The organism is Cupriavidus sp. 05L411 (genome assembly GCF_056398045.1).
Genome location: NZ_JBFTOQ010000005.1, coordinates 1 through 22,639 on the forward strand (window position 1 = coordinate 1; position 22,639 = coordinate 22,639).

Sequence of the window (22,639 nt, forward strand, 5' to 3'; positions counted from 1 at the left end):
TTGCTTTGCTGGTCATGACCTGCGGGCCCGGCTGGATGTTGTGGATGGTCATCGCGCCCACCATCAGCGCCATCACGGCGTTGGGCGGAATGCCCAGCGTGAGCAGCGGGATGAAGGAGGTCTGCGCCGCGGCGTTGTTGGCCGATTCCGGACCTGCCACGCCTTCGATGGCGCCCTTGCCAAACTCATGTGCGTACTTGGAGGTCTTCTTTTCCAGCGAGTAGGCTGCGAACGAAGCCAGTGCCGCACCGCCGCCCGGCAGGATGCCCAGCGCGGAGCCCAGGAACGTGCCGCGAAGCACAGCCGGGATCATGCGACGGAAATCTTCCCTGGTCGGCCAGAGGTTGGTAACGCTGTCGGTGAAGGTCTCGCGGGCTTCCTTCTGCTCCAGGTTCGCGATGATTTCCGCGAAGCCGAACATACCCATGGCCAGCGCGACGAAGTCGATGCCATCGGTCAGTTCGGGGATGTCAAAGGAGAAGCGTGCGGCGCCCGAGTTCACGTCGGTACCGATCAGGCCCAGCAGCAGGCCCAGCACGATCATGGCAACCGCCTTGGGCAGCGAGCCCGAAGCCAGCACCACGGCGCCGATCAGGCCCAGGCACATCAGCGAGAAGTACTCGGCAGGACCGAACTTGAACGCCAGTTCCGACAGCGGCGTGGCAAACGCGGCCAGGATCAGGGTGGCCACGCAGCCGGCAAAGAAGGAACCCAGGCCGGCCGTGGCCAGCGCCACCCCCGCTCGTCCCCGCCGTGCCATCTGGTAACCATCGATGGTAGTCACCACCGACGACGATTCACCCGGCAGGTTGACCAGGATAGCGGTGGTGGAGCCACCATACTGTGCGCCGTAGTAGATACCGGCCAGCATGATCAGCGCGGCCACCGGGGGCAGCGTGTAAGTCACCGGCAGCAGCATGGCGATGGTGGCCAGAGGCCCCAGGCCCGGCAGCACGCCGATCAAGGTACCCAGCACACAGCCCAGGAAGGCGTATGCCAGGTTCTGCAACGAAAGCGCCGTGGAAAAGCCCAAGGCAAGATGGTCAATCAATTCCATGTGGCCGACTCCTTAACCAGTAATGAAAGCAGGCCACACCGGCATCTGCAGGTTGATGCCGTACACGAAGGCGCCCATGCTGATCAGCACCAGAACGATCGCGTTCAAGACCGCGCCCTTCCAGCTGAATTCATGGCTGGCCATCGACGACACCAGCACCAGCACGAACACCGACAACACCATGCCGAGCGGCTTGAGCAGCAGGCCGAACAGCACCACCGAACCCAGAATCCACAACAGGGTCTTCAAGTCCCAGCGGGCGAGCTGGTCAGCTTCACCCTTTTTCGATACCGAGCCGATCAGCACGAATGCACCGAGCACGGCGAGTACCAGGCCGAGTAGAAACGGAAAATATCCGGGGCCCATCTTGGCGGCTGTTCCCATGGAATAGCCGCGGGCGACCCAGGAAAAGCACAATCCGACCAGAATGAACATCAGGCCGGAGGCAAAGTCCTTTTGGCTGCGTATGCGCAAAACGATTCTCCTCAAAGTACATGAAAGCAGTGCCCCTCCGCTCGCAGGCTCTTTGCATGCGGAGGTGGTCCGTTCGGCAGGAAGAAAATAGTGTCCCTGCAGGATGGAACGAACATTAGAGAGGCGATCTTTCAGCTTGCTTTCATTTGTCTTGGTTTAGGGGTATTCACCGATACACCGGGAAATCCCGCCAAAACACATACATCACGCTGTGATGTAACACCGAAAGACGAATGAAAGGAAGCCGAAGGGAAATTGAAGGGGAACGAAAGGAAAACGTAAGGAAAACACGAGGATCAACCTGGTGCGGACGCGTGCCGGCTGACCCGAGGGCCGCTTGCATCACCTTACCGGCACGCCGGATATGCGCTGTCGCGCGCCCCGGCCCTCTCCCCCTTAGGGGCGAGGGAGAGACAGCCGTCGTCACGGCGCGCGGTTTTGGCCTGTTCAGTGGGCTTCTGCTGGCGCCGGCGACATGCGGGCCAGCGTCTCAGTCGGCACCCTGCTTCGACATCGCGCGTGACTCGCCCGCCAGCGCCGGCTCGCCGGCGGCGCTGGCCGTGCTCAGGGCTTCCTCGCACGCTGTGCCCATGCTGGTATCGGGCGCCTGGGGCGCGAACTCCGGCTCCGGGGCCGGCCCGGGCGCGACCGGCAGGATATGGGCGGCGCGCCAGTTGCCAAAGCGGTAATACGCCACGGCCAGCGTGACCGAGACCACCGAGCCCAGCGGAAAGCTCCACCAGATCGCATCGGCGCCGACGGTGCGCTCGAGCACCCAGGCAAATGGCAGGCGCACCACCCACATCGACAGGAACAGGATCACCAGCGGTGCCATCACCGCGCCGGTAGCGCGCACGGTGCCGAACAACACGATGGTGAAGCCGAACAGGATGAAGGACCACAGCACGATGGCGTTGATATGCTGCGCAATACCGATGGCCGTGCCGTCATCGGGCAGGAACAAGCCCAGCGAGTGACGGTTGAACAGGTAGATCAGGGCAACCAGCGTACCGGTCATCAGCAGGTTGAACATCAGCCCCACGCGTGTGATGCGCGTCACGCGACTCCACAGCCCGGCGCCCACGTTCTGCGCCACCATCGACGACACGCTGGCGCCAACCGCCAGCGCGGGCATCTGCACGTACGTCCACAACTGCGAGGCCACGCCATAAGCGGCGGTGGTCTGCGAGCCGTAGCGATTGACCAGCGACATCATCACGATCGCCGACGACGAGATCACCACCATCTGCAGCCCCATCGGCAAGCCCTTGGCCACCAGCGCGCGCAGGATCGCGGTATCGGGCCTCAGGTAGGCGAGCTGGTGGCGCCGCAGCGCCAGGAAGTGGTGGCGGCGGTAGAGCACGATCAGCATCGCGGCCAGGCTCGCCAACTGCGCGATCAGCGTGGACAGCGCCGAGCCTGCGATGCCGAGCTCCGGGAACGGCCCGATGCCAAAGATCAGCAGCGGATTGAGCACCACGTCCAGCCCCACCGACAACAGCATGAAATAGAACGGCGTGCGCGAGTCTCCCGCGCCGCGCAGCGTCATCATCACGAAGTTGTAGAAATACATGAAGGGCAACGCCAGGAAGATGATGCGCAGGTAGCTGATGGCAAGCGCCCTGGCATCCGCCGGCGTGCCCATCGCGGCAAGGATGTCGGGCGTGAAGGCGTAGCCCAGCGCCGCCGCCAGCACCGATAGCAGGATGAAGAAGGTGGTGCTGGTGCCCACCACGCGGCGCGCCTCGACCAGGTCGCGCGCCCCCACGGCTTGCCCGATCATGATGGTGTTGGCCATGCTGATGCCGAACACCACGCCGAGCAGGAAGAACAGGATGATGTTGGCATTTGAGGTGGCGGTCAGCGCCGCCTCGCCGAGAAAATGCCCCACCCATACGGAATTGATCGAGGCGTTGAGCGACTGCAGGATATTGCTGCCCAGCACCGGCAGCGAAAACAGCAGCAACGTGCGGCCGATCGGGCCCGTGGTCAGCTGGGCTTTGGATTTTGTTGGCATGTTCGGGGGTGGTCTCGTGTTTTTATCGTGTTCTTGTCGTGTTCTGATTGCGCCTGGGATCGTCGGGAAACGTGGGGCAATGCCATGCGCGATGCCCACGTTCGCCACTATGTCACACCTTGCTGACAGCCCTTGTCGGTAGTCGTCTGTCAGACAGAAAGCCAATTGTAAGCAGTTGTTTGGATCAGGGCACGAGCCCTGCGCGCAAGGAGTCAAACATTGATGAAACGCGATACACAAGTGGCCCTTGGTGTCTCGCAGAGCGGCCATGGCGGTGTCCCCCGCCATGGCATCCAAGCGCCGTTTCCATCCATGAACCGTGAGGTCCGATATGACGAAGAACAAGCCGATTCGCCTTTTGCAAGCTTCCACCGCCCTGGCTGCTGGCCTGCTATGTGCGGCCGCCTTTGCCCAGACGCCCGCCGTTCCTGCCGATAGCGGCAACGCCGCGGTGCCGGCCGGCATGACACAGATCGAGCCGCCGAAGGATCCGCTGGTCCAGCGCCGCGACGCCAACAAGCAGGCCTCGGACGAATACAAGGCCAAGAAAAAGGCCGCCAAGACAGAGTACAAGCAGGACGTGAAGTCCGCCAAGCAACAAAAGAGCGCCGAGAAGAAGGCCAACAACGACACCATGAAGCAGGACATGTCGGCCACGCCCGCCGACGCACAGAAGAACTAAGCGCATACGGCCGCGTTTTTGCCGCTTACCCCTTCCCCTTACCCGTTACGGGCAACCACGCTAAAACGCCCCGCCTCCCCCAAGGAGGCGGGGCGTTTTAGCGTGGTGATCGCTCGAGCCGCAGCGCCGTTGGGCGAACCATCAGGCGCAATTTCCGGGTCTGTGGCATCTCCGGGTAGAATCGCGCGTTAGGTGCAAACTAGATCACATTATGGAAAGAACCGTGGATAGCAATGGCAACGCATTGACAGGTGCTCAGCTGGAACAGTTACTGGACCGCCTCGAAGCCGATCTCGAGGAAGGCAACTCAAGCGAAGCCGCCGATTTGCTGGGCAGATTGCGCGCCAAGCCTCTGCGGGCCGATTCCCTTGAGTCCATCGACCGGCTGCATACGCTATGGATGCGCGCGGGGGATCCGGAGGCTGCGCTGGCGGTGGTCAACGCAGACGGCGCCGGCACGCTGGAAGCCACGCCGCGCGAAGCGCAAGCCGAGCTGCGCATGCACCTGGCGCTCTATCGCCTCCAGATAGCCAACCACGTCAACGAGGAGGAGCGCATCCAGCGTGCCCTCGCTGAGATGCGCGCCATCGTGGCAGGGATGCCGGAGCTGAATGCGGACCGATATCGGCAGCTTCGCGTGTTCGATAGCCTGGAAGTGCGCAAGCTGGGCATTGCGCTGGAGACAATTGACCTGCGCCATGCATTGAACGGGGCCATCGCGGAACGTGCGCCGTTCCGTGCATGGGACCTCGCCGACTATCAGCGGCGGCGCGCCTGGGCGCTGTCGCGCCATGACAGCAACGACGAGGCCCGCGCAGCGGCTGGCGCGGCCATCCTGGCGCTGCAGACGGCCGACGCGGAACAGGACGTCGACGAAAACGACTGGCTGCGCCTGGGCAGCGCCCTGATCGGCATCGCGCCCGAGCGCCTTGCCGACTTCCAGCAGGCCACGAGGGCCCTGACAGCGCAATGGTCCTTGCCGCAGCGCCGTGAGCTGGAAGTCCGGCTGTCCCGGCTCGCGGCGCGCGCCTTGTACGCGCAAGGCGATTTGCCCGGCGCGCTGGACGCCTGCTCCGCCGCGCGCCATAGCCTGTCGTCGAACGGCAGCGATGACTTCATCGAATACGAGCTGCCGTGGCTGATGGAAGCCCAGCGCGTTGACGATGCCGGCCGCCGGGCGTTCCTGCACATCTATCAGGTCGAGGACGAGATGTGGGACGGCGCCGCGCAGCTGGTACACGCGCGGCTGGCCGATGCGGCCGACGACTCGGCCTGGTGGCCATTGTGCGCCATGCGGGCCTGCAACACGGAAGAGACGCTGGCAGCCTTCCTGTCAAAAGCGCAAGAGGGAGAACAGGATCTGCGGACCCTCTCCCCGACCCATGAAGCGCTCTTTGGCGCCGTGGGTGAGCAAGTGGATGCGCAGGCCTTGCAGGCGGTGTTCGACGCGGCACGCGCACTGGCCGAGCAGCGTTCGCCGGGCCATCCATGGATCGCAAGACTGGCGGCAGTCAACGACGGCGCGGCGGGCCGCATCGATGCCACGACGCAAGCGGCGCGGCTGTATGCGGCGGCGCAGGAAGGCGGCATGCAGGACAACCGCACGGCCTATGCCCTGTTCGAGGCTCGGGTGCAATCGCTTGGGGTGATCCAGACGCTGAAGCTGCCGGCCTTCTCGCTGCCAAGCGGGCTGTGGGCGTACAACTTCGGGGTCGCGCTTGGCGATTTGCTCGGGGAACACCTGGACCGCGTCCCCGCCGAGTCGCGCAACGAAACCTACAGCGATTTCATCAAGCTGCAGATTGCCGCCTACGAACAAGGGCAGGCGTGCCTGGAGCGCTATTTCGAGAGCGATGCCGGCCATCCGTACGATGCCTGCGCGCACCTCTACTCCATGCTGTGCAACAACCTGGCCATCATCTATCGGTACGACGAGCGGCGCTACGAGGATGCCGTCGAGCTGCACAGGCGCGGCATCGCCGCCAGCCCGTTTGCAGAACACTACGCCGGCCTGCTGAGCGTGCGGATCGCAATGCAGGATTCCGAGGGGATCATCAGCGCCGCCGAGCAGCTCTGGCACTACGCCGCCGAGTTTGGCTACAGCCGGCATGACCCCAACGAGTACCTGAGCGAGGTGTCGCAGGCCCTGTACAAGCTCGATCGCGACCGCGAGATTCCCATCTGGGTGGAGCGCCTGGTGAAATGGGAGCGGGAAGAAGGCCAGGACGGTAGCAACCTGTCGAGCAGGGACTTGGGCGTGCGCCTGCAAATGGCTTTCAACCTGGCGCATAACTGCCCGGAAGAAGCCGCGGCCCTGTGGAGCCGCATCGCGCGCCACGTCGATGGTTGCTCGGAATCCTGGATGGTCAGCCTGGCGGCCGACACGCTCAGTGGGCTGCAGCGCCACGCCGAGGCCGCCGCGCTCTTCGAGCGTGCCATCGCACTCAATCCGCGCAGCAACGAATACGAGCTCGCCGATGTCAAGGCGATGGAGGAAAAAGTGGCGCTCTACCGCGCGCAAGCCAACCCCGCCGGCAAGAGCAAGAGCTGGTGGCAAGTCTGGAAATGAGTACCGCCAGGCGGACGACGGGCTACGCGCCGCGCAACGCCCTCAATGCCGGCGCGCTTAAGGCGAGCGTCGCCGCGCGCAGCCAGGCGCGCGGCGACGATGCCGCGGTGCGCGCCTGGCTGCTCAACCACTTCTATCGCCATCTCGTTGCCAATTTCGAGCCGGCCGTCAAGATTGATTCGCTCGACGGTGCGCGACAGGCCCTGAGATCCGAGGCGATGCCGGAGTGGGTTGCGGCGCGCTTTGGCGCGCCCGCCAAGGCGAGCGGCGGTGAAGCAGCAGCGCCACCGGCCCCGGTCGTCTGGGTGGATCCTGTCGAGCCGCGCCTGCTGGCGCTGGAAGCGCGGCTCGTCGAGTTCCTGACCTCGCGCAAGGGCACCGCTCTTGACGGCAAGCTCGACCGCATCACCTGCCCGCAGGCGCTGGCGCTGTGGGACAAGGAACATGCCGAGATGGCCACGCGCATCGAGCGCGGCTGGCGCCATAGCCAGCCCGAAGCGCTGCGCACCTTGCTGTCGACGTCGCATGGCGTGTTCGTGGAATTGCTGCCGGACAGCGCGCTGCTGCGCGCGGAAATGGCCTTTGAAAGCTATGTCATGCGGCATTGCCTGGGGCAGTTTTCCGACCGGCGCGCGCTGTCCGGCGGCTACGGCGAGCGCTATGCCGAAGCGGTGGCGCAGCAGCGCCTGCGCCTGCTGAGTTTCCGCGATGCCAGCGGGCAACCGCATATCACCATCAGCGTGCATGTGCTGGCCAATGGCGCGCTCACCGTCGACCAGGTCAAGGGCAAGCAGAACAAGCCGCCCATCGCGCGCTACGTGGAAGATGTGCTGGCCTGCCTGAACGCCCTGGGTACCGACGAGGAGACCCCGGACGATTGCATCGCCATCGGCGTGGTACGCACGCCAGCCGGCTGGGCGCGCATTGAAGACGTGGCCGACGCCACGACGCAGACCCGATTGGTCGCCCGCTACCCACAACTCTTTGTCAGGCTCTGCGCGCCGACGCCAATGGTGGAGTGGCTGGTCGCCGCGCGCCAGCCTGGCTTGCTGGCGGAGCGCTCGCCAATGGCGGCATCGGTCCGGTATGCCACTCGGCAAACGCCGGGCGCGGGTGACGCCGAGGCGGTTGTCGCCACGGAAGGGGTGCCATGGCCGGACATCTCGCTGTCGCACGCGGCGCAAATCCAGGCTTCGCCCTCGCGAGGCATAGCGCAGCGCCAGATCGGATGAATGGGATGAGTGTCTTCTACCTGCTCCTCGGGGCCTTTGTGCTATGGCGGGTCTACCGCTTCCTGCGCCCCAAGCGTCCCGCTATGTTCACCCGGCGCAAGCAATGGGCATTGACGTTGGCGCAGCCCATGGCCGATGCCACCAGCATGACGGGGTTTTTCAACCCCGCCTCGGACCACATGACCGACGCGGCGCGCGCGTTGTTCCGCGTGCAGTTGCTGCATCAGATGGAATTCCGCGCCAATGCCACGGATGACGAAGTGCGCCAGCACCTCGCCCAGGTGTTCGAGTCGCGGTGGTTTCGCGCCGACCTGCATGCGCTGCTGCCGACAGACGATCCGCGCGCCGCGCTGGCCTTTGCCTGCGTCCGGATGGCCTTTTTTGCGCGCACCGTCATGCTGATGGGCTGGGTCGAGCCGATGGCCGCGTGGCGCGTGCTCCTGCTCAACGCGCAGCGCGCGCAGGACTGCTTTGCCAGCTGGGAAGACTTCGGCCACGCTTTTATCGCCGGCCGCCAGCAATGGCTTGCCGCATTCCGCGCCGACCCTCTGGGCAAGGCCTTCGATGCAGCCAGCTTGCGCCAGTTGCTGGCGCCGCCCAAGGGCCCCTGGGCGGCGCTGGCATGGCCGGACCTGCCGGCATTCAGCCCCGAGCCGCGCTGAGTCAGCGCCTGGACGCCGCCCGGTAGGCGGCGATGCGCGCCTTGAGTCCCGGCCGGGCAGCGGAGCGCACCAGCTCGGCCAGCTGCGCCGCGCGTGCCGCTTCGGCCATGGCGTGGCCGCCCTGCGTGGCGGCCTGGATAGCGGCATGGGTTGGTGCATCCAGCCGGCGCGCACGCTGCGCCAGCGTGGCAAGCGCGCCGGCGCGCGCCTCCGGCGCCACCAAATTGCCGGCCATGTCGCAGGCCAGCGCTTCCTCGGCCCGAACGGCCCGTCCGCTCGCGATCCAGTCCCGCGCCGTCGCCACACCCACCAGCTGGGCCAGCCGAGCGCTGCCCAGCACCAGGCCGAAGGCCGCGCCGGGAAAAGCCAGCGTGCTGCCCGGCGCGATCCAATGCTGCTCGCAGGCCACCATCAGGTCGGCGCCCGCGCCCATGGCGCGGCCCTGGACCAGCGCTACGGTGGTGAAGGGCGCGCCATGCACGCTTTGCAGCAGCAGCTCGACGCGCACGAAACGCGCAAGCAGCGAATCGTCGCTCTCGCTATCCAGCTCACCCAGATCGAACCCCGTGCAGAAATGCGTGCCGGCGCCGTCAATGGCGAGCAGGCGGGTGCCATCGTGGTAGCACGCCAGCACCGCCGCCGCGAGCGCCTCCACCAGCCCGGCCGACAACGCATTGCCGCGCTCGGGCCGGTTCAGCGTCAATCGGGTGACGTCGCCTTGCTTGTCAATCAGCAGACCGGCTTGTTCCACGTTCACCCCTGCGCCGGTGGTGGTGCCACTGGCGCCCACAGGTTGGGCACCAGCGCGTTGGAGTAGCCGGATACAAACGGCTTGGTGGCGCCGCTGGCGGCGTCATACACATGGCGCTGTATGCGGCCGATATTGCCGCCATAGAGATGCACGCTGATCGACACACGGTCGTCATGCGCATTGCGCACGCGGTGCACATCGCCCAGCGTGGGCGAGACCGCGGCCACCTGGCCCGCGCTCAGCACCACGCCATCGCCGTCTTCCACCAGCCGGCCGCCTTCCACGCGGTAGTGCTGGTCCACCTCGGCGCCGCGCAGCATGCCGATCAGGCCCCACACCGTGTGGTCGTGCACGGGCGTTTGCTGGCCCGGCCCCCAGACGAAGCTGACCAGCGAAAAACGATCGAGCGGATCGCCATAGAGCAGATGCTGCTGGTAGTAGACAGGATGCGGGCGCGCCATGGCCTCAGGCAGCCAGTCGTCGTGCGCCACCAGTTCGCTCAGCGCGGCGCTGGCTTGCGCGAGGATGTCCGGCTCGCTGCTGCCCTCGCGTTCCGCCTGCGTGACCACGCGGCTGATGGTGGCAACGAACGCGCGCAGCCGATCGATGTTGCCGGTCTTGTCGCTCATGATGATTCCTCTATCTGCCTTTAACTTACGTGGGGTCTTGTTCCGTGGCTGCGCTGCCCGCCTGGTAGCGGGCGCGCACGGCGGCGTTGTGCTCGCCCAGCGCCGGCGGGTCCCGGCGGATCGGCAAGCCCAGCCCGTCGAAACGCAGCGGCGAGGCGAAGGTGCGGGTCTGGTGGCCGCCAGGCAGCGTCAGCGGGCGCACCCAATCCATATGCGCCACCTGCGGATCATCCAGCGCGGCGGCATAGTCGTTGATGCGCGCATGCGGCACGCCAGCGGCATTGAAGGCGGCAATCCAGTGCGCCACGCCAGCGGTGGCAAAGCGCTCTTCCAGCAGGATCTTCAGTGCGGCCTGGTTGGCCGCGCGGTCGCGCGTGGTGGCAAAGCGCGCGTCCTGCGCCAGCGCGGGCAGTGCCACCACGCGCACCACTTCGAGCCACAGCTTCTGGTTGCCCGCAGCGATGGCAAAGTAGCCATCGGCGGCCTGGAAGGCCTGGTAGGGCGCATTGCGCGGATGCGCGGAGCCCAGCTTGGCGGGGCTTCGGCCGGTGCCGAAGTACTCGCTGGTCTGCAGTGCGGCGATGCCGAGCGTGCAACCGTACATCGGCACATCGATATGCGCGCCCGCGCCGCCGGCCCGCACACGCGTGAGCGCGCTGGCAATGGCAAAGGCGCCGTACAGCCCCGAAGCAAAGTCGGCCAGCGGCACGCCGCACTTCACCGGCGCGCCACCGGGCTCGCCGGTTACGCTCATGACGCCGGCGGCAGCCTGGATGGTCAGGTCGAACCCGCCCTCGCCTGCGCGCGGGCCGCTCTGGCCGTAGGCGGACACTGAGCAATACACCAGCCCTGGCTTTTGCTCGCGAAAGCTGGCGTAGCCCAGCCCGAGCCGGTCCATCACACCCGGGCGGTTGTTCTCGATCACCACGTCGGCATCCAGGATCAGCGCACGCGCCAGCGCCACGTCGGCGGCATCCTTCAGGTTGAGCGCCACCGACTCCTTGTTGCGGTTGAGCGAGGCGAAGTTCTCGGAGAAGCCATCGGACAGCGGCGGCCACTGCCGCAAGGTGTCGCCCTCGGGCGCTTCCACCTTGATCACCTCGGCGCCCATATCGGCCAGCAGCATGCCGCAAAAGGGCCCGGCGGCAACGGTACAGAATTCCACGACCCGCACGCCTTGCAGCGGCAGGTCCTGTTGGTCGAGATCACGCATGGGAAGCATCCACAGGGAAGGAGAGAGAGGCGGCGCAGTGAGTCAGCCGACCTCTTCGGCAGGCTGCCTGCCGCGTTGCGACGATTATAGGGAGTTGCAAAATACGATACTATCGTTCCACATTTGAGAACAGGGTTGCGCCATTCGCATTAAGACATAGCTTCAATGAACAACACCTTGATCAAGGGCCTCGGCGTGATCGAGTTGCTGGCGCACAGCGACCGGCCGCTGGGCCTCACCGAGATCGCCACCCACCTGGGCCTGGCCAAGAGCAATGTGCATCGGCTGCTGCAAGCGCTGACCGAACTCAACTATGTGATTCGCGACGCCTCCGGCACCGGCTACAGTGCGTCGATCAAGCTCTGGGAGCTGGGCTCGGCGGTGCTCTCGCGGCTGGACCTGCGCCGCCATGCCCAGGCGTGGATGGACAAGCTGATGCACGCCAGCGGCGAGAGCGTGCACCTGTCCGTGCTGGACCGCGCCGAGGTGGTCTACGTGCACAAGATCGACAGCCCCAACCCCGTGCGCGCCTATACCCAGATCGGCGGGCGGGCGCTGGCGCACTGCGTGGCCACCGGCAAGGCGATGCTAGCCTTCCAGCCGGACACCGCGTTGCAGCGCATGTTCACCACGCTGGTGCCGTCCACACCCAACAGCATCGTCGAGCCCGAGCGTTTCCTGCGGGAGATGGCCAAGGTGCGCAAAGAGGGCTATGCGGTCAACCACGGCGAGTGGCGCGAGACCGTCTACGGCGTGGCCGCGCCGATCTGCGACGGCAACGGGCACGTCATCGCCGCCATCGGGCTGTCGGGGCCCGCTGAGCGGTTCAAGCCGCACAAGATCAAGGGCTTTGCCGCGCTGGTGCTGAACGCGGCCACGGAGATCTCCGATGACCTGGGCGGCGGCAACCGGCACAACGCACTAGCGCTGGCTACGCGCAGCATGGTGGCGATGCGGCGCGGCTGAGCCCCGGGCATCGGCCATTCTTCCTGAGCCCGTGAGAGAGCGCGGACGGTGGCCTTTGCAGCACTTTCCCCCGCCCCTCGGAAACGCCGGCGCCTGCCGATGCACAAAACCGGCCGACGCGTTAAGCTTGCGGTTTGGCCGCCGCGCCCACGCGCGGCATCCCCCACCGCGGCGGCACCGGCTGCGCTTGTCGCACGCAACCTTCTTCAGGAGAAAGGCATGTACCAGGATCTCGCCCTCTACATCGACGGGGAATTCGTCAAGGGAGGGGACCGACGCGAGCAAGACGTCATCAACCCCGCCACCCAGGAACTGCTGGGCAAGCTGCCGCATGCCAACCGCGGCGATCTGGACCGCGCCCTGGCCGCCGCGCAGCGCGCCTTTGAGAGCTGGAAGAAGACCTCGCCGCTGGAGCGCTCCAAGATTCTGCGCCGCGTGGCGGAACTGACCCGCGAGCGCGCCAAGGACATCGGCCGCAATATCACGCTGGACCAGGGCAAGCCGCTGGCCGAAGCCATCGGCGAAGTCATGATCTGCGCCGAGCACGCCGAATGGCACGCCGAGGAATGCCGCCGCATCTACGGCCGCGTGATCCCTCCGCGCCAGCCCAACGTGCGCCAGATCGTGGTGCGCGAGCCGATCGGCGTGTGCGCTGCCTTTACGCCGTGGAACTTCCCCTTCAACCAGGCGATCCGCAAGATGGTCTCGGCCATCGGCGCCGGCTGCACGCTGATCCTCAAGGGCCCGGAAGACTCGCCCAGCGCGGTGGTCGCGCTGGCCCAGCTGTTCCACGATGCAGGCCTGCCCCCGGGCGTGCTGAACATCGTCTGGGGCGTGCCGGGCGAGATCTCCACCTACCTGATCGAATCGCCGATCGTGCGCAAGATCTCCTTTACCGGTTCGGTGCCGGTGGGCAAGCAGCTGGCCGCGTTGGCCGGCGCCCACATGAAACGCGTGACCATGGAACTGGGCGGGCACTCGCCGGTGCTGGTGTTTGACGACGCCGACATCGAGCCGGCAGCGGAAATGCTGGCGCGCTTCAAGCTGCGCAACGCCGGCCAGGTGTGCGTGTCGCCCACGCGCTTCTACGTGCAGGAAAAAGCCTACGACAAGTTCCTGGCGCGCTTTACTGAAGTGATCGGCTCGATCAAGGTTGGCGACGGCCTGGACGACGGCACCCAGATGGGGCCGCTCGCGCACGAGCGCCGCATCGCCTCGATGGAGCAGTTCCTGGACGACGCCAATCATCGCGGCGGCAAGGTGGTGGCGGGCGGCAAGCGCATCGGCGACAAGGGCTTCTTCTTTGCCCCGACCGTGGTCACCGACCTGCCCGACGACGCCAAGCTGATGGTCGACGAGCCCTTCGGCCCGGTAGCGCCGGTGACGCGATTCAAGGATGTGGAAGAAGTGCTGCGCCGCGCCAACAGCCTGCCGTTCGGCCTGGCCTCGTACGTCTTCACCAACTCGCTGAAGACGGCGACGGTGGTGTCCAACGGCCTGGAAGCCGGCATGGTCAACATCAACCACTTCGGCATGGCGCTGGCCGAGACGCCGTTTGGCGGCATCAAGGATTCCGGCATCGGCAGCGAAGGCGGCCAGGAAACCTTCGATGGCTACCTGGTGACCAAGTTCATCACGCAGGTCTGATGTACCGTCCTGGCCGGGCAACCGCCCCGCCAGGAAAAGAGGGTTGGCGACGGCTAGCGAGCGCGCAAACCAGGCCTATTTCCCCCGGGCCTTGTGGTAGTCCTCTGCAAAGTCCTTCCACTGCGCCTGCGCCATCTCGCAGCCATGCCGCGCCAGCCGCAGCACCGGCGCGCGCCAGCGCGTACCGGCAGCGAATTCCTGCAACGCCTCGATCCGATCGGCGGCTTCATGTCCGCAGCCGCGCAGGTGCGCCCAGGCCGCCGAGCGCGCCATCGTGAGAAGCACCTCGTTCAGGCTGGCGCGATCGGTGTGAGGCCCAAGGTTCACGCGGTCGGCCGTGGGTTGCAGGCTCTTGACGATGTAGGACGGCTCTCCTGACCCGGCACCCATCGCAACCGCCGAGAGCAGCGCAGGCGAAGCCGCCTGCATGGCGTGCTGGATATGCACCACGCGCGACGCGTCGCTGCCCCAAGCGGGTTGCGCGCCATACGGCAAGCCCTGCCACGCGCTGGGCGCGGCGCGCTTGATGTCGATAAGCCGCTGGGCGGTGGGCGTGCCGGGCGCATGCGCGAGCACCACATAGCGCTCCAGCCCCAGGCTGCCCACGCCCGCCACCCGCCGCGCGGCGTCGTCGGCCACGAACTGGCCGTGATGGGCCTGCCGCGCAAACTCGCGCAGGATGGCGCCAGCGCGCTTGCGCTCGCCTTTGAGCGGGGCCAGCGCATGGATGTTGTCGATCAGCAGGCGCCGTTTCCCGCCGCGCCGCACGGTGCGTGCCGCCAGGACCTCCCCGCGGCGGCGGCGTTTGACGCGGCGCAGCAGCGTCGCCACCAGCCCGGTAGCGGTGGCGCGCTCCACCCAGCGCGGCTTGCCGCTGGCCAGCACCGCCGCGTAGGTATCGAGCATGCGCTCGGCGCCCGCGCGCGCGTCGGCAGCTGACAGGCCAAGCTGCGGCGCCGCGATCATCAGGCTGGACAGCAGGCGCACAAGGTCCACCGTCAGCGGCGCGACCATCGCGTCGTCGAAGTCGTTCAGATCGAAATAAACCAGGCCGTTGTCGCCCTTGAAGCTGCCCAGGTTCTCCAGATGGAGATCGCCGCAGACATAGGTGGTGGGTGCTTCCATCAGCGCGGCCTCGGTGCCCACCGAGGCCGCGTAGAGATGGTTGGTGCCGCGCAGGAAGGCGAACGGATCGGCGGCGATGGCGGCGAGCTTGCGGGTCAGCCGCTCGGGGTCGCGGCCATGGTTATAGATCAGGATGGCTTCCGTAGCTGGGTGCATGGTTTCCTCATAATGGCGGGCAACCGGGCAAGTGTACCCGGATGGCCCGCACGGTACATGCACTGCACGCTCAGCGGAAGAAGACCCCGCGCAAGAGGAACGTGTAGTCCGCCTCGGCCGCCATCAGGCCCACCAGCACCAGCAGGCAGAGCGGCGGCAGCAGAATGGCGCAGATCAGCGCCAGCCGCTCCCAGGCCATGTGCATGAACACGGCCACGATCAATCCGGCCTTCATCACCATGAAAAGCAGGATCAGGGTCCAGCGCAGATAGCCCTCGAAATGGAAGTAGTCCACCAGGTACGACAGCGTGGACAACACGAACAACAGTGCCCAGATCTTCAGGTACAGGCCAATGGGATGTTGCTGCCCATGTTGCTGCCCAAGCGGTTGCCCGTGCGGCAAATCGCCGTGCGAGCCGGCAACGGCGGGGGCCTGCGCGGGCAATTCGGGAGATGGGGTCGACGCAGCCATGAGGGGCCTCACCAGAGATAGAACAGCGCGAAGATAAACACCCACACCAGGTCCACGAAGTGCCAGTAGAGCCCGGCGATCTCCACGATCTGGTAGTTCCCCGTGCGCTCGTAGCGGCCCCGCAGCACCTTGGTGGCGACGATCAGCAGGTAGATCACGCCGCAGCTCACATGCAGGCCATGGAAGCCGGTGATCATGAAGAAAGCGGAGCCGAACTGCGGCGCCCCCATCGGGTTGCCCCACGGGCGCACGCCCTCGGTCACGATCAGTTTGGTCCATTCAAAGGCCTGCATGCTGACGAAGGCCACGCCGAACAGCGCCGTGGCAAACATCAGCAACGCGCATTTCACGCGATCGCGCCGGTAGGCAAAGTTGACGGCCATCGCCATCGTCCCGCTGCTGCTGATGAGCACGAAGGTCATGATGGCGATCAGCAGCAACGGCACCTCGGTGCCGCCCACCTTGAGCCCGAACACGATGCTGGGGTTCGGCCAGGGCGCCGTGCTGGCGATCCTGACCGTCATGTACCCGGTCAGGAAACAACTGAAGATGAAGGTGTCGGACAGCAGGAAGATCCACATCATCGCCTTGCCCCACGACACCTTGAAGGCCCGCTGGTCCGAGGACCAGTCGGCCACAAGCCCGCGCAAGCCGGTCACCGCCGGTGCCGATGAAGTGGGTAGCGAAGACATGGGCACGTCTCCTTCGGGATTCAGGCGGGCCGCCTAGCCGCGGCCGCAGATAAAGCGAACGAATTCCGGCGTGAGCCAGCCAAGCGCGGCCAGCAGCACCAGCCACACGGCCAGCAGGAAATGCCAGTAGCGCGCGCACAGGCGAATGCGCAGCGCGCTGCCCGGCCCGGCGCGCATGGCCATCGCCCAGCCAGCCAGGCCGCCCAGCACATGCAGGCCATGCATGGCGGTCAGCAGGTAGAAGAAGCTGCCGGACGGGTTATTGGCAGGCACCACGTGGATGGCGAGCAGGGCCTGCCATGCCCACAACTGCGAAGCCACGAACGCCACCGCCGCCAGTCCGCCGAAGCACAGCGCGCGATGCGCCACCGTGACACGTCCGGCGCGCGCCGCGCGCGCGGCCACCAGCATCACCCCGCTACCCGCAGCCAGCAAGGCCGTGGACAGCCAGACCTGCCACGGCAACGCCACCGCGTGCCAGTCCGGCGAATCCATGCGCATGGCGTACGCGGCGATAAACAAACCAAACAGCGAACTCGCCACGCCCATGAACACCCACAGCCCGATGCTGGCCGGCGCGGGCCCCGCGCGCTGCCTGCCCACATCGCCGGGGCCGGGGCCCGGGCGCCGCTCGCCGTCGGCACCGGTGCGATAGACCAGGTTCGCGTTCATGCCACGGCTCCATGGCTGGTGTGCGGCTCGGGCTCGGCGCCCCCGGCCTCCGGCGGCGCGTTCTGCGCAATGAAATCCTCGCTCGCGCCCGGCACGCTATAAGCATAGGCCCAGCGATGCACCACAGGCTGCTCCGCGCCCCAGTTGCCGTGCACGGGCGGCGTGTCCGGCGTCTGCCACTCCAGCGAGGCCGCGCGCCAGGGATTGGACCCCGCCGGCCTGCCGTGCCTGACGCTCCAGGCCAGGTTGAAGATGAACAGCAACTGCGCCGCCGCCACGATAAACGCCGCCACGGAGATATAAGCGTTCATGGTGTGCGCCGACTCGGGGATGAAGGCGTAGTTGTCGTAGGCGTAGTAGCGCCGCGGCATGCCAAGGATGCCCAGGTAGTGCATCGGGAAAAAGATGGCATAGGTGCCGACGAACGTCACCCAGAAATGGATGTGCCCCAGCTTGTCGTTGAGCATGCGGCCGGTGACCTTGGGGTACCAGTGATAGATCCCGCCAAACACCACCAGGATCGGCGAAACGCCCATCACCATATGGAAGTGCGCGACCACGAAATACGTGTTCGACAGCGGAATGTCCACGCTGACATTGCCCAGGAACAGCCCGGTCAGCCCGCCGATCACGAAGGTGCTGATAAAGGCGATGGCAAACAGCATCGGCACCGAGAAATGAATGTCGCCCCGCCACAGCGTGATGACCCAGTTATAGACCTTGATGGCGGTGGGAATGGCGATGATCAGCGTGGTGGTGGCAAAGAAAAAGCCGAAGTACGGGTTCATCCCGCTCACGAACATATGGTGCGCCCACACCACCACAGACAGCACGCCGATGGCCAGGATGGCCCACACCATGGTGCGATAGCCGAAGATGCTCTTGCGCGAATGCACGCTGACCAGGTCGGAGACGATGCCGAACGCCGGCAACGCGACGATGTACACCTCCGGRTGSCCGAAGAACCAGAACAGGTGCTGGAACAGCAGCGGGCTGCCGCCCTTGTAGTTCAGCTGCTGGCCCAKCGAMACSATCGCCGGCATGAAGAAGCTCGTGCCCAGCGTGCGGTCGAGCAGCATCATCACGCCCGACACGAACAGCGCCGGAAAGGCCAGCAACGCCAGGATGGTGGCCATGAAGATGCCCCACACGGACAGCGGCATGCGCATCAGCGTCATGCCCTCGGTGCGGGCCTGCAGCACGGTGGTGACGTAGTTGAGCCCGCCCATGGTGGCGGCCACGATGAAGATCACCAGCGACACCAGCATCAGGATGATGCCCCACTCATAGCCGGGCGTGCCCGGCAGGATGGCCTGTGGCGGATACAGCGTCCAGCCGGCACCGGTGGGCCCGCCCGGCACGAAGAAGCTCGACAGCAGCACCAGCACCGAGAGGAAGTAGACCCAGAAGCTCAGCATGTTGAGGTACGGGAACACCATGTCGCGCGCCCCCACCATCAGCGGGATCAGGAAATTGCCGAAGCCGCCGAGAAAGAGCGCCGTGAGCAGGTAGATCACCATGATCATCCCGTGCATGGTCACGAACTGGTAGTAGCGGTTGGCATTGATAAACGCGAAGTGCCCGGGAAAACCCAGCTGCAGGCGCATCAGGTTGGAGAGCACCACGCCCACCAGCCCCACGAAGATGGCAACCAGCGTGTACTGCACCGCGATCACCTTGTGATCCTGGCTCCAGATGTAGCGGGTAAAGAAGCTCTGCGGTCCGTCGTGGGCGGCCTCGTCGGCGTATGCCATTGCACTCCCTCCTGTAGCCTTCTTCGCAACCTGCCTGCGATCTACCTGGCCGCAGCGCCGGACGCGGCGCCCGCCTGCGTTGCCGCGCCGGGCGCGCCGTTGGCGCGGATGTAGGCAATCAGCGCGCTCACCTCCTCGTCGCTCAGGGCCATCTTTGGCATGAGCGGGCCGAAACCCTTGACCAGGCGCGCCTGCGGATCGGTGATCTCCGTCTTCAGGTATGCGTCGTCGACCTTCGCGCTGCTGCCATCGGCAAAGGTCCCGGTACTGCCATACAAGCCCTTCCAGCTTGGCCCCACGCCAACGGTGCCATCCATGCTGTGGCAACCCACGCAGCCCTTGCTCTGTGCCAGCGCGCGGCCCCGCTCGGCGAGCGTATCGGCCGCCGGCGCGCCAGCAGGCGCTGCCCCTGTCACCGCAGCGGGCGTCTTCACCATGGTCAGCGCAAACGTCGGCTGGCGCGCGAGCCATGCCTGGAACGCCGCCTCATCCTCCACCACCACATGGCCGCGCATGTTGTAGTGGCCGACCCCGCACAGTTGCGCGCACAGGATCTCGTACGTGCCCGCCTTGGTCGGCGTGAACCAGAACGACGTGACGGTGCCTGGCACCATGTTCATGCGAGCGCGAAACGGCGGCACGTAGAAGTCGTGGAGCACGTCCTTGGAGCGCAGCAGCACCTTGACCGGGCGATTCAGCGGCAGATGGACTTCCTGGCCAGCGACGATGATGTCGTCCTGCCCGCGCGGGTCGTCCGGGTTCACGCCCAGCGGATTGGCTGGTGTGACAAAGCGCGGGTCCGAGGTGCCGAGCTGGCCGCCCCGGCCGGGAAAGCGAAAGCCCCACTGCCACTGCTGGCCCACCACCTCCAGGACCATGGCGTCGGCGGGTGGGCGCACGTATTCGGCATAGACGAACAGGCCCGGCGCCAGCAGCGCAATCACCCCAAGCGTGGTGCCCGCGGTCAGCCACAACTCCAGCTTGCGGTTCTCCGGCTGGTAGGCCGCGCGCGCGCCGTCGCGATGGCGGTAGCGCCAGACAATGTAGGCGACGAACAGGTTGATGATGACGAAGAAGATGCCGGTGATGACCAGCGTGATGGTCAGCGTGTCGTCCATCTGCTTCCAGTTGGAGGCAAGCGGCGTCGCCCACCACGGGCTCAAAAAATGGAAGAGCACCGAAGCAACGACGATGATCACGATTGCAATGGCTATCGCCATACCGACCCTCCCCGCTTGCGTACAGAAGGATGCGAACTACACGCAAGCTGAGATAAGACTAGTGCATCTGGTCCGCCACCGGCAAGGCGGCCTTGACAGCGCTTTGGGTGCGATGCCACACAAAATCGGCCCGGCCACGCGCCACCAGCGGCAAAACAAAAAGCGGCGGAGAAAGCCGGAGCTTTCATCCGCCGCCGCCGGCCCGCACGGCCCGTGTAGTGGCAATGCGCGGGTCTAAACCGCTAAATTGCTAAGCCGCTAAACAGCGCGTAGACGCAGGGCAATGGAAACAGGGATGCGCTGCGGCACGCGCTGATGGATTCGCTGATGGATTGGCTGGTATTTCCTCCGGTTTGCGTGCTCAGTGAGATACATCCTTGCTTTCGAGCTTCCAGTAGGCAATGGCCGCGGTCATGCCGAAGATCATGTGGCCAACCAGCGTATGCCAGCCACGCGCATCGGCGAACCAGGTGAAAAAGCGCGTCATGCCGTAGAAGTTGAGCAGGTACACGGCAATGCCGAATACCGCGCCGGTAAGCAATGCCAGGCCCGTGCTCGAATCCAGGTGAAATGGCGCGATGATGGCCCCCAGGATCATGCCCAGCACCGCGCCGAGCACAAAGTGGATCATCAGCGCCGCGGCCACGGTACCCACACTGAACAACGAAGTCTGGAGCACGTCCTGCCCCATCAGGATCGCCGCGATCATCCGCGTCGTGCCCCACGGGTTGATGCCCGCCACCATCGTCGACCAGAACAGCTCGATCACCATCAGCAGCGCCCCGGCCGCCAGCCCCGACACCGCTGCCGCGGTCCAGTCTGGCATGCGGCGCACGTAGTGGTGCGATTGCATGTGAAGTTCCATAGCCACCTCCGGATATGCTGTTTCACCGCCGCTTTTGCTGCGGTTGCGCTTGTTATACGCAAGTTGCGACCTGACTGCCGATCAGGCCTGCGTATCTGCACAGCATAGGACACGCCGGCCTGATCGTTTGACCGCACACGCGCAAATAAGTGCTGGAGGTGGGCCGGCGCCACGTTGGCGCCGCAACGTGCCACGCGCGGGTGACAGGATCGGTACTTGGCGGCCAGCGATCCGTTCAGGCGGCGCTGGCCTGCGTGCCAGCGACCGCCGCGAGTGTCGCCAGTACGCCGCGCTCGCGCAGCATGCGCGTATGCGTGGCAAGCGTTTCGACGAACACGCGCGAAGCAGCCAGATCCCCGAACACCGGCGTGAACGACGCGATGGCCGCAATACGATCCGCTTCCCGCGCATGCCGGGCATCGGCCTCGGCCAGCAAGGCATGCAGCGACGAGGCCAGCGGGTCTTCGATACGGTACTCGGCGCCGCGCTCGTCGCGGCCGCGCAGGAAATGCAGCCAGCCGGCCACGCCCAGCGCAAGGCGCGGAAACGGGGCGCCGGCGCGCGAGCGCTCCCGGATCGGCGCCAGCAGGCGCTGCGGGATCTTCTGCGAGCCGTCCATGGCGATCTGGCTGGTCTTATGCTGCAGCGCGGGATTGGCAAAGCGCGCCAGCAGGTCGCGCCGATAGGCCGCGGTGTCCAGCCCCGGCAGCGCGGGCAAGGTTGGCAGCATTTCCTGCTCCATCATGCCGGCCACCAGCGCGCGCACAGCCGGCACGGCGATGGCGCGGTCGGTGGTGGCCCACCCGGCCACCATGCCCAGGTAGGCCATGGTCGAATGGCTGCCGTTGACCAGGCGATGCTTGAGCGTCTCGAACGGGCGCGCGTGTTCGACGAACTGCGCGCCGCCCGCCTCCCAGCGTGGCCGGCCGGCCACGAAGCGGTCCTCCATCACCCACTGCAGGAAGGGCTCGCCCACCACGGGCCATGCATCCTCCACGCCAAGTGCGGCGCTGATGCACGCGGCATCGTCCACGGTGGTCTTGGGCACGATGCGGTCGACCATGGCATTGGGAAAGCCGCAGCGTTCGGCCACCCAATCGTGGAGCGCGCCATCCACGCGCGCGCAGAAGGCCAGCAGCAAGCCGCGCAGCGTGTCGCCGTTGGCGGCGATGTTGTCGCAGCTGAGCAAGGTCAGCGGCGGCAGGCCGCGTGCCATGCGCCGTTGCAGGCCGCGCGCCAGATAGCCGATGGCGGTAACCGGGGCGCCAGCATGCAGCAGGTCATGCGCGATGCCCGGGTCGCTGAAGTTCAATGTGCCGGTGGCAGGGTCATGGCAGTAACCCTTCTCCGTCACCGTCAGGCTGACGATGCGCGCGTCCGCATGCGCGATGCGCTCCAGCACGGCATCGGGATCATCGGCGGCCACCAGCACCGCAATCACCGCGCCGATCACCTGCAACTGCGCGAAGCGGCTGCCGTCGTCCCGCACCCCGCGCAGCGCCAGCGTGTACAGGCCTTGCTGTGGCGCCAGCGCGTCGCGCGTGTCAGGCCGGCGCAGCGAGACGCCGACGATGCCCCAGTCTAACGAGTGCGCGTCGGCGGCATCCGCGTGCAGCGCGGCTTCCGTCGCCGCCGCCTGGTGCGCGCGGTGAAAGGCGCCGATGCCCAGGTGGACGATGCCGCCGCGCAGGCGTTCACGCGGATAGCGCGGGCGCAGTACGTCATGCGGAAGTCGCGCGAGCGTGTCGGGATGCAGTCTTGGCGTCATCATGGGGCGTGCCTGT

The 22,639-nt window shown here is 66.1% G+C and carries 20 protein-coding genes; 6 read left to right on the forward strand and 14 right to left on the reverse strand.

Going from position 1 to position 22,639, the window contains the following annotated elements:
* From AC1DQR_RS07000 to AC1DQR_RS07010, 3 genes are all read right to left on the reverse strand, one after another.
* Positions 1–1,057 (reverse strand): tripartite tricarboxylate transporter permease (locus AC1DQR_RS07000; RefSeq protein ID WP_477132777.1); only part of this gene is annotated, 1,057 nt, incomplete at its 3' end.
* Positions 1,058–1,069: 12 nt separating this feature from the next.
* Positions 1,070–1,531, reverse strand: a complete 462-nt coding sequence (locus tag AC1DQR_RS07005; RefSeq protein ID WP_150987427.1) for a tripartite tricarboxylate transporter TctB family protein — start codon at positions 1,529–1,531, stop codon at positions 1,070–1,072.
* Between the two features lie 490 nt (positions 1,532–2,021).
* A complete protein-coding gene (locus tag AC1DQR_RS07010) occupies positions 2,022–3,548 on the reverse strand; it encodes an MATE family efflux transporter (protein WP_477132778.1) in 1,527 nt (508 codons plus the stop codon).
* A gap of 331 nt (positions 3,549–3,879) precedes the next feature.
* Between AC1DQR_RS07010 and AC1DQR_RS07015 the strand changes: the two genes are divergently transcribed.
* The 4 genes from AC1DQR_RS07015 (at position 3,880) to AC1DQR_RS07030 (ending at position 8,693) form a co-directional block, all read left to right on the forward strand.
* Positions 3,880–4,230: a hypothetical protein gene (locus AC1DQR_RS07015; RefSeq protein WP_416051677.1), complete on the forward strand. Its 351-nt coding sequence runs from the start codon at positions 3,880–3,882 to the stop codon at positions 4,228–4,230.
* Positions 4,231–4,453: 223 nt separating this feature from the next.
* Positions 4,454–6,799 carry a hypothetical protein gene (locus AC1DQR_RS07020; RefSeq protein ID WP_416051676.1) on the forward strand — a complete coding sequence of 782 codons (2,346 nt, stop codon included), beginning with the start codon at positions 4,454–4,456 and terminating at the stop codon, positions 6,797–6,799.
* Positions 6,796–8,031, forward strand: coding sequence for a hypothetical protein (locus tag AC1DQR_RS07025; RefSeq protein WP_416051675.1), 1,236 nt, complete (start codon positions 6,796–6,798; stop codon positions 8,029–8,031). The genes AC1DQR_RS07020 and AC1DQR_RS07025 overlap by 4 nt, the downstream gene beginning before the upstream one ends.
* Before the next feature lie 5 nt (positions 8,032–8,036).
* A complete protein-coding gene (locus AC1DQR_RS07030) occupies positions 8,037–8,693 on the forward strand; it encodes a DUF1266 domain-containing protein (protein WP_416051674.1) in 657 nt (218 codons plus the stop codon).
* Position 8,694: 1 nt separating this feature from the next.
* On the opposite strand, the gene AC1DQR_RS07035 is transcribed toward AC1DQR_RS07030, so the two are convergent.
* Genes AC1DQR_RS07035 through AC1DQR_RS07045 form a run of 3 tightly spaced genes read right to left on the reverse strand, consistent with a single transcriptional unit; the run spans position 8,695 to position 11,286 of the window.
* Positions 8,695–9,444, reverse strand: a complete 750-nt coding sequence (locus AC1DQR_RS07035; protein WP_477132779.1) for an enoyl-CoA hydratase/isomerase family protein — start codon at positions 9,442–9,444, stop codon at positions 8,695–8,697.
* A 2-nt stretch (positions 9,445–9,446) separates the two neighbouring features.
* Positions 9,447–10,073, reverse strand: coding sequence for a cysteine dioxygenase family protein (locus AC1DQR_RS07040; protein ID WP_477132780.1), 627 nt, complete (start codon positions 10,071–10,073; stop codon positions 9,447–9,449).
* 25 nt (positions 10,074–10,098) lie between these two features.
* Positions 10,099–11,286: a CaiB/BaiF CoA transferase family protein gene (locus AC1DQR_RS07045; protein WP_477132781.1), complete on the reverse strand. Its 1,188-nt coding sequence runs from the start codon at positions 11,284–11,286 to the stop codon at positions 10,099–10,101.
* Between the two features lie 165 nt (positions 11,287–11,451).
* Here AC1DQR_RS07045 and AC1DQR_RS07050 point away from each other — a divergent pair, with 165 nt between their 5' ends.
* Both AC1DQR_RS07050 and AC1DQR_RS07055 read left to right on the forward strand, forming a co-directional pair.
* Complete coding sequence (locus AC1DQR_RS07050; RefSeq protein WP_477132782.1) at positions 11,452–12,252, forward strand: IclR family transcriptional regulator; 801 nt, start codon at positions 11,452–11,454, stop codon at positions 12,250–12,252.
* Between the two features lie 219 nt (positions 12,253–12,471).
* The gene (locus tag AC1DQR_RS07055) at positions 12,472–13,899 is read left to right on the forward strand and encodes an NAD-dependent succinate-semialdehyde dehydrogenase (RefSeq protein WP_043356737.1); all 1,428 of its coding nucleotides are present in this window, start codon (positions 12,472–12,474) and stop codon (positions 13,897–13,899) included.
* 75 nt (positions 13,900–13,974) lie between these two features.
* On the opposite strand, the gene AC1DQR_RS07060 is transcribed toward AC1DQR_RS07055, so the two are convergent.
* From AC1DQR_RS07060 to AC1DQR_RS07095, 8 genes are all read right to left on the reverse strand, one after another.
* The gene (locus AC1DQR_RS07060; RefSeq protein ID WP_477132783.1) at positions 13,975–15,180 is read right to left on the reverse strand and encodes a DUF2252 family protein; all 1,206 of its coding nucleotides are present in this window, start codon (positions 15,178–15,180) and stop codon (positions 13,975–13,977) included.
* A gap of 70 nt (positions 15,181–15,250) precedes the next feature.
* Positions 15,251–15,652, reverse strand: a complete 402-nt coding sequence (locus tag AC1DQR_RS07065; protein WP_416051668.1) for a cytochrome C oxidase subunit IV family protein — start codon at positions 15,650–15,652, stop codon at positions 15,251–15,253.
* An 8-nt stretch (positions 15,653–15,660) separates the two neighbouring features.
* The gene (locus tag AC1DQR_RS07070; protein ID WP_043356740.1) at positions 15,661–16,344 is read right to left on the reverse strand and encodes a heme-copper oxidase subunit III family protein; all 684 of its coding nucleotides are present in this window, start codon (positions 16,342–16,344) and stop codon (positions 15,661–15,663) included.
* A gap of 33 nt (positions 16,345–16,377) precedes the next feature.
* The gene (locus AC1DQR_RS07075) at positions 16,378–17,016 is read right to left on the reverse strand and encodes a cytochrome c oxidase subunit 3 family protein (protein ID WP_477132784.1); all 639 of its coding nucleotides are present in this window, start codon (positions 17,014–17,016) and stop codon (positions 16,378–16,380) included.
* On the reverse strand, positions 17,013–18,770 hold the full coding sequence (gene ctaD, locus AC1DQR_RS07080; protein WP_477132785.1) for a cytochrome c oxidase subunit I: 1,758 nt from the start codon (positions 18,768–18,770) through the stop codon (positions 17,013–17,015). Before ctaD ends, AC1DQR_RS07075 begins: the two co-directional genes overlap by 4 nt.
* 41 nt (positions 18,771–18,811) lie before the next feature.
* Positions 18,812–19,990: a cytochrome c oxidase subunit II gene (locus AC1DQR_RS07085; RefSeq protein WP_477132786.1), complete on the reverse strand. Its 1,179-nt coding sequence runs from the start codon at positions 19,988–19,990 to the stop codon at positions 18,812–18,814.
* Positions 19,991–20,351: 361 nt separating this feature from the next.
* Complete coding sequence (locus AC1DQR_RS07090; RefSeq protein WP_174424233.1) at positions 20,352–20,855, reverse strand: hypothetical protein; 504 nt, start codon at positions 20,853–20,855, stop codon at positions 20,352–20,354.
* 235 nt (positions 20,856–21,090) lie between these two features.
* Positions 21,091–22,626 carry a mannitol dehydrogenase family protein gene (locus AC1DQR_RS07095; protein WP_477132787.1) on the reverse strand — a complete coding sequence of 512 codons (1,536 nt, stop codon included), beginning with the start codon at positions 22,624–22,626 and terminating at the stop codon, positions 21,091–21,093.
* Positions 22,627–22,639: the final 13 nt, after the last annotated feature.

Excerpts from the sequence above, each read along its gene's own strand:
- AC1DQR_RS07090 (WP_174424233.1), bottom strand. The coding sequence starts at position 20,855 with ATGGAACTTCACATGCAATCGCACCACTACGTGCGCCGCATGCCAGAC.
- AC1DQR_RS07075 (WP_477132784.1), bottom strand. The coding sequence starts at position 17,016 with ATGAACGCGAACCTGGTCTATCGCACCGGTGCCGACGGCGAGCGGCGC.
- AC1DQR_RS07055 (WP_043356737.1), top strand. The coding sequence starts at position 12,472 with ATGTACCAGGATCTCGCCCTCTACATCGACGGGGAATTCGTCAAGGGA.
- AC1DQR_RS07025 (WP_416051675.1), top strand. The coding sequence starts at position 6,796 with ATGAGTACCGCCAGGCGGACGACGGGCTACGCGCCGCGCAACGCCCTC.
- AC1DQR_RS07010 (WP_477132778.1), bottom strand. The coding sequence starts at position 3,548 with ATGCCAACAAAATCCAAAGCCCAGCTGACCACGGGCCCGATCGGCCGC.
- AC1DQR_RS07015 (WP_416051677.1), top strand. The coding sequence starts at position 3,880 with ATGACGAAGAACAAGCCGATTCGCCTTTTGCAAGCTTCCACCGCCCTG.
- AC1DQR_RS07095 (WP_477132787.1), bottom strand. The coding sequence starts at position 22,626 with ATGATGACGCCAAGACTGCATCCCGACACGCTCGCGCGACTTCCGCAT.
- AC1DQR_RS07065 (WP_416051668.1), bottom strand. The coding sequence starts at position 15,652 with ATGGCTGCGTCGACCCCATCTCCCGAATTGCCCGCGCAGGCCCCCGCC.
- AC1DQR_RS07040 (WP_477132780.1), bottom strand. The coding sequence starts at position 10,073 with ATGAGCGACAAGACCGGCAACATCGATCGGCTGCGCGCGTTCGTTGCC.
- AC1DQR_RS07050 (WP_477132782.1), top strand. The coding sequence starts at position 11,452 with ATGAACAACACCTTGATCAAGGGCCTCGGCGTGATCGAGTTGCTGGCG.
- AC1DQR_RS07085 (WP_477132786.1), bottom strand. The coding sequence starts at position 19,990 with ATGGCGATAGCCATTGCAATCGTGATCATCGTCGTTGCTTCGGTGCTC.
- AC1DQR_RS07030 (WP_416051674.1), top strand. The coding sequence starts at position 8,037 with ATGAGTGTCTTCTACCTGCTCCTCGGGGCCTTTGTGCTATGGCGGGTC.
- AC1DQR_RS07070 (WP_043356740.1), bottom strand. The coding sequence starts at position 16,344 with ATGTCTTCGCTACCCACTTCATCGGCACCGGCGGTGACCGGCTTGCGC.
- AC1DQR_RS07045 (WP_477132781.1), bottom strand. The coding sequence starts at position 11,286 with ATGCGTGATCTCGACCAACAGGACCTGCCGCTGCAAGGCGTGCGGGTC.
- AC1DQR_RS07060 (WP_477132783.1), bottom strand. The coding sequence starts at position 15,180 with ATGCACCCAGCTACGGAAGCCATCCTGATCTATAACCATGGCCGCGAC.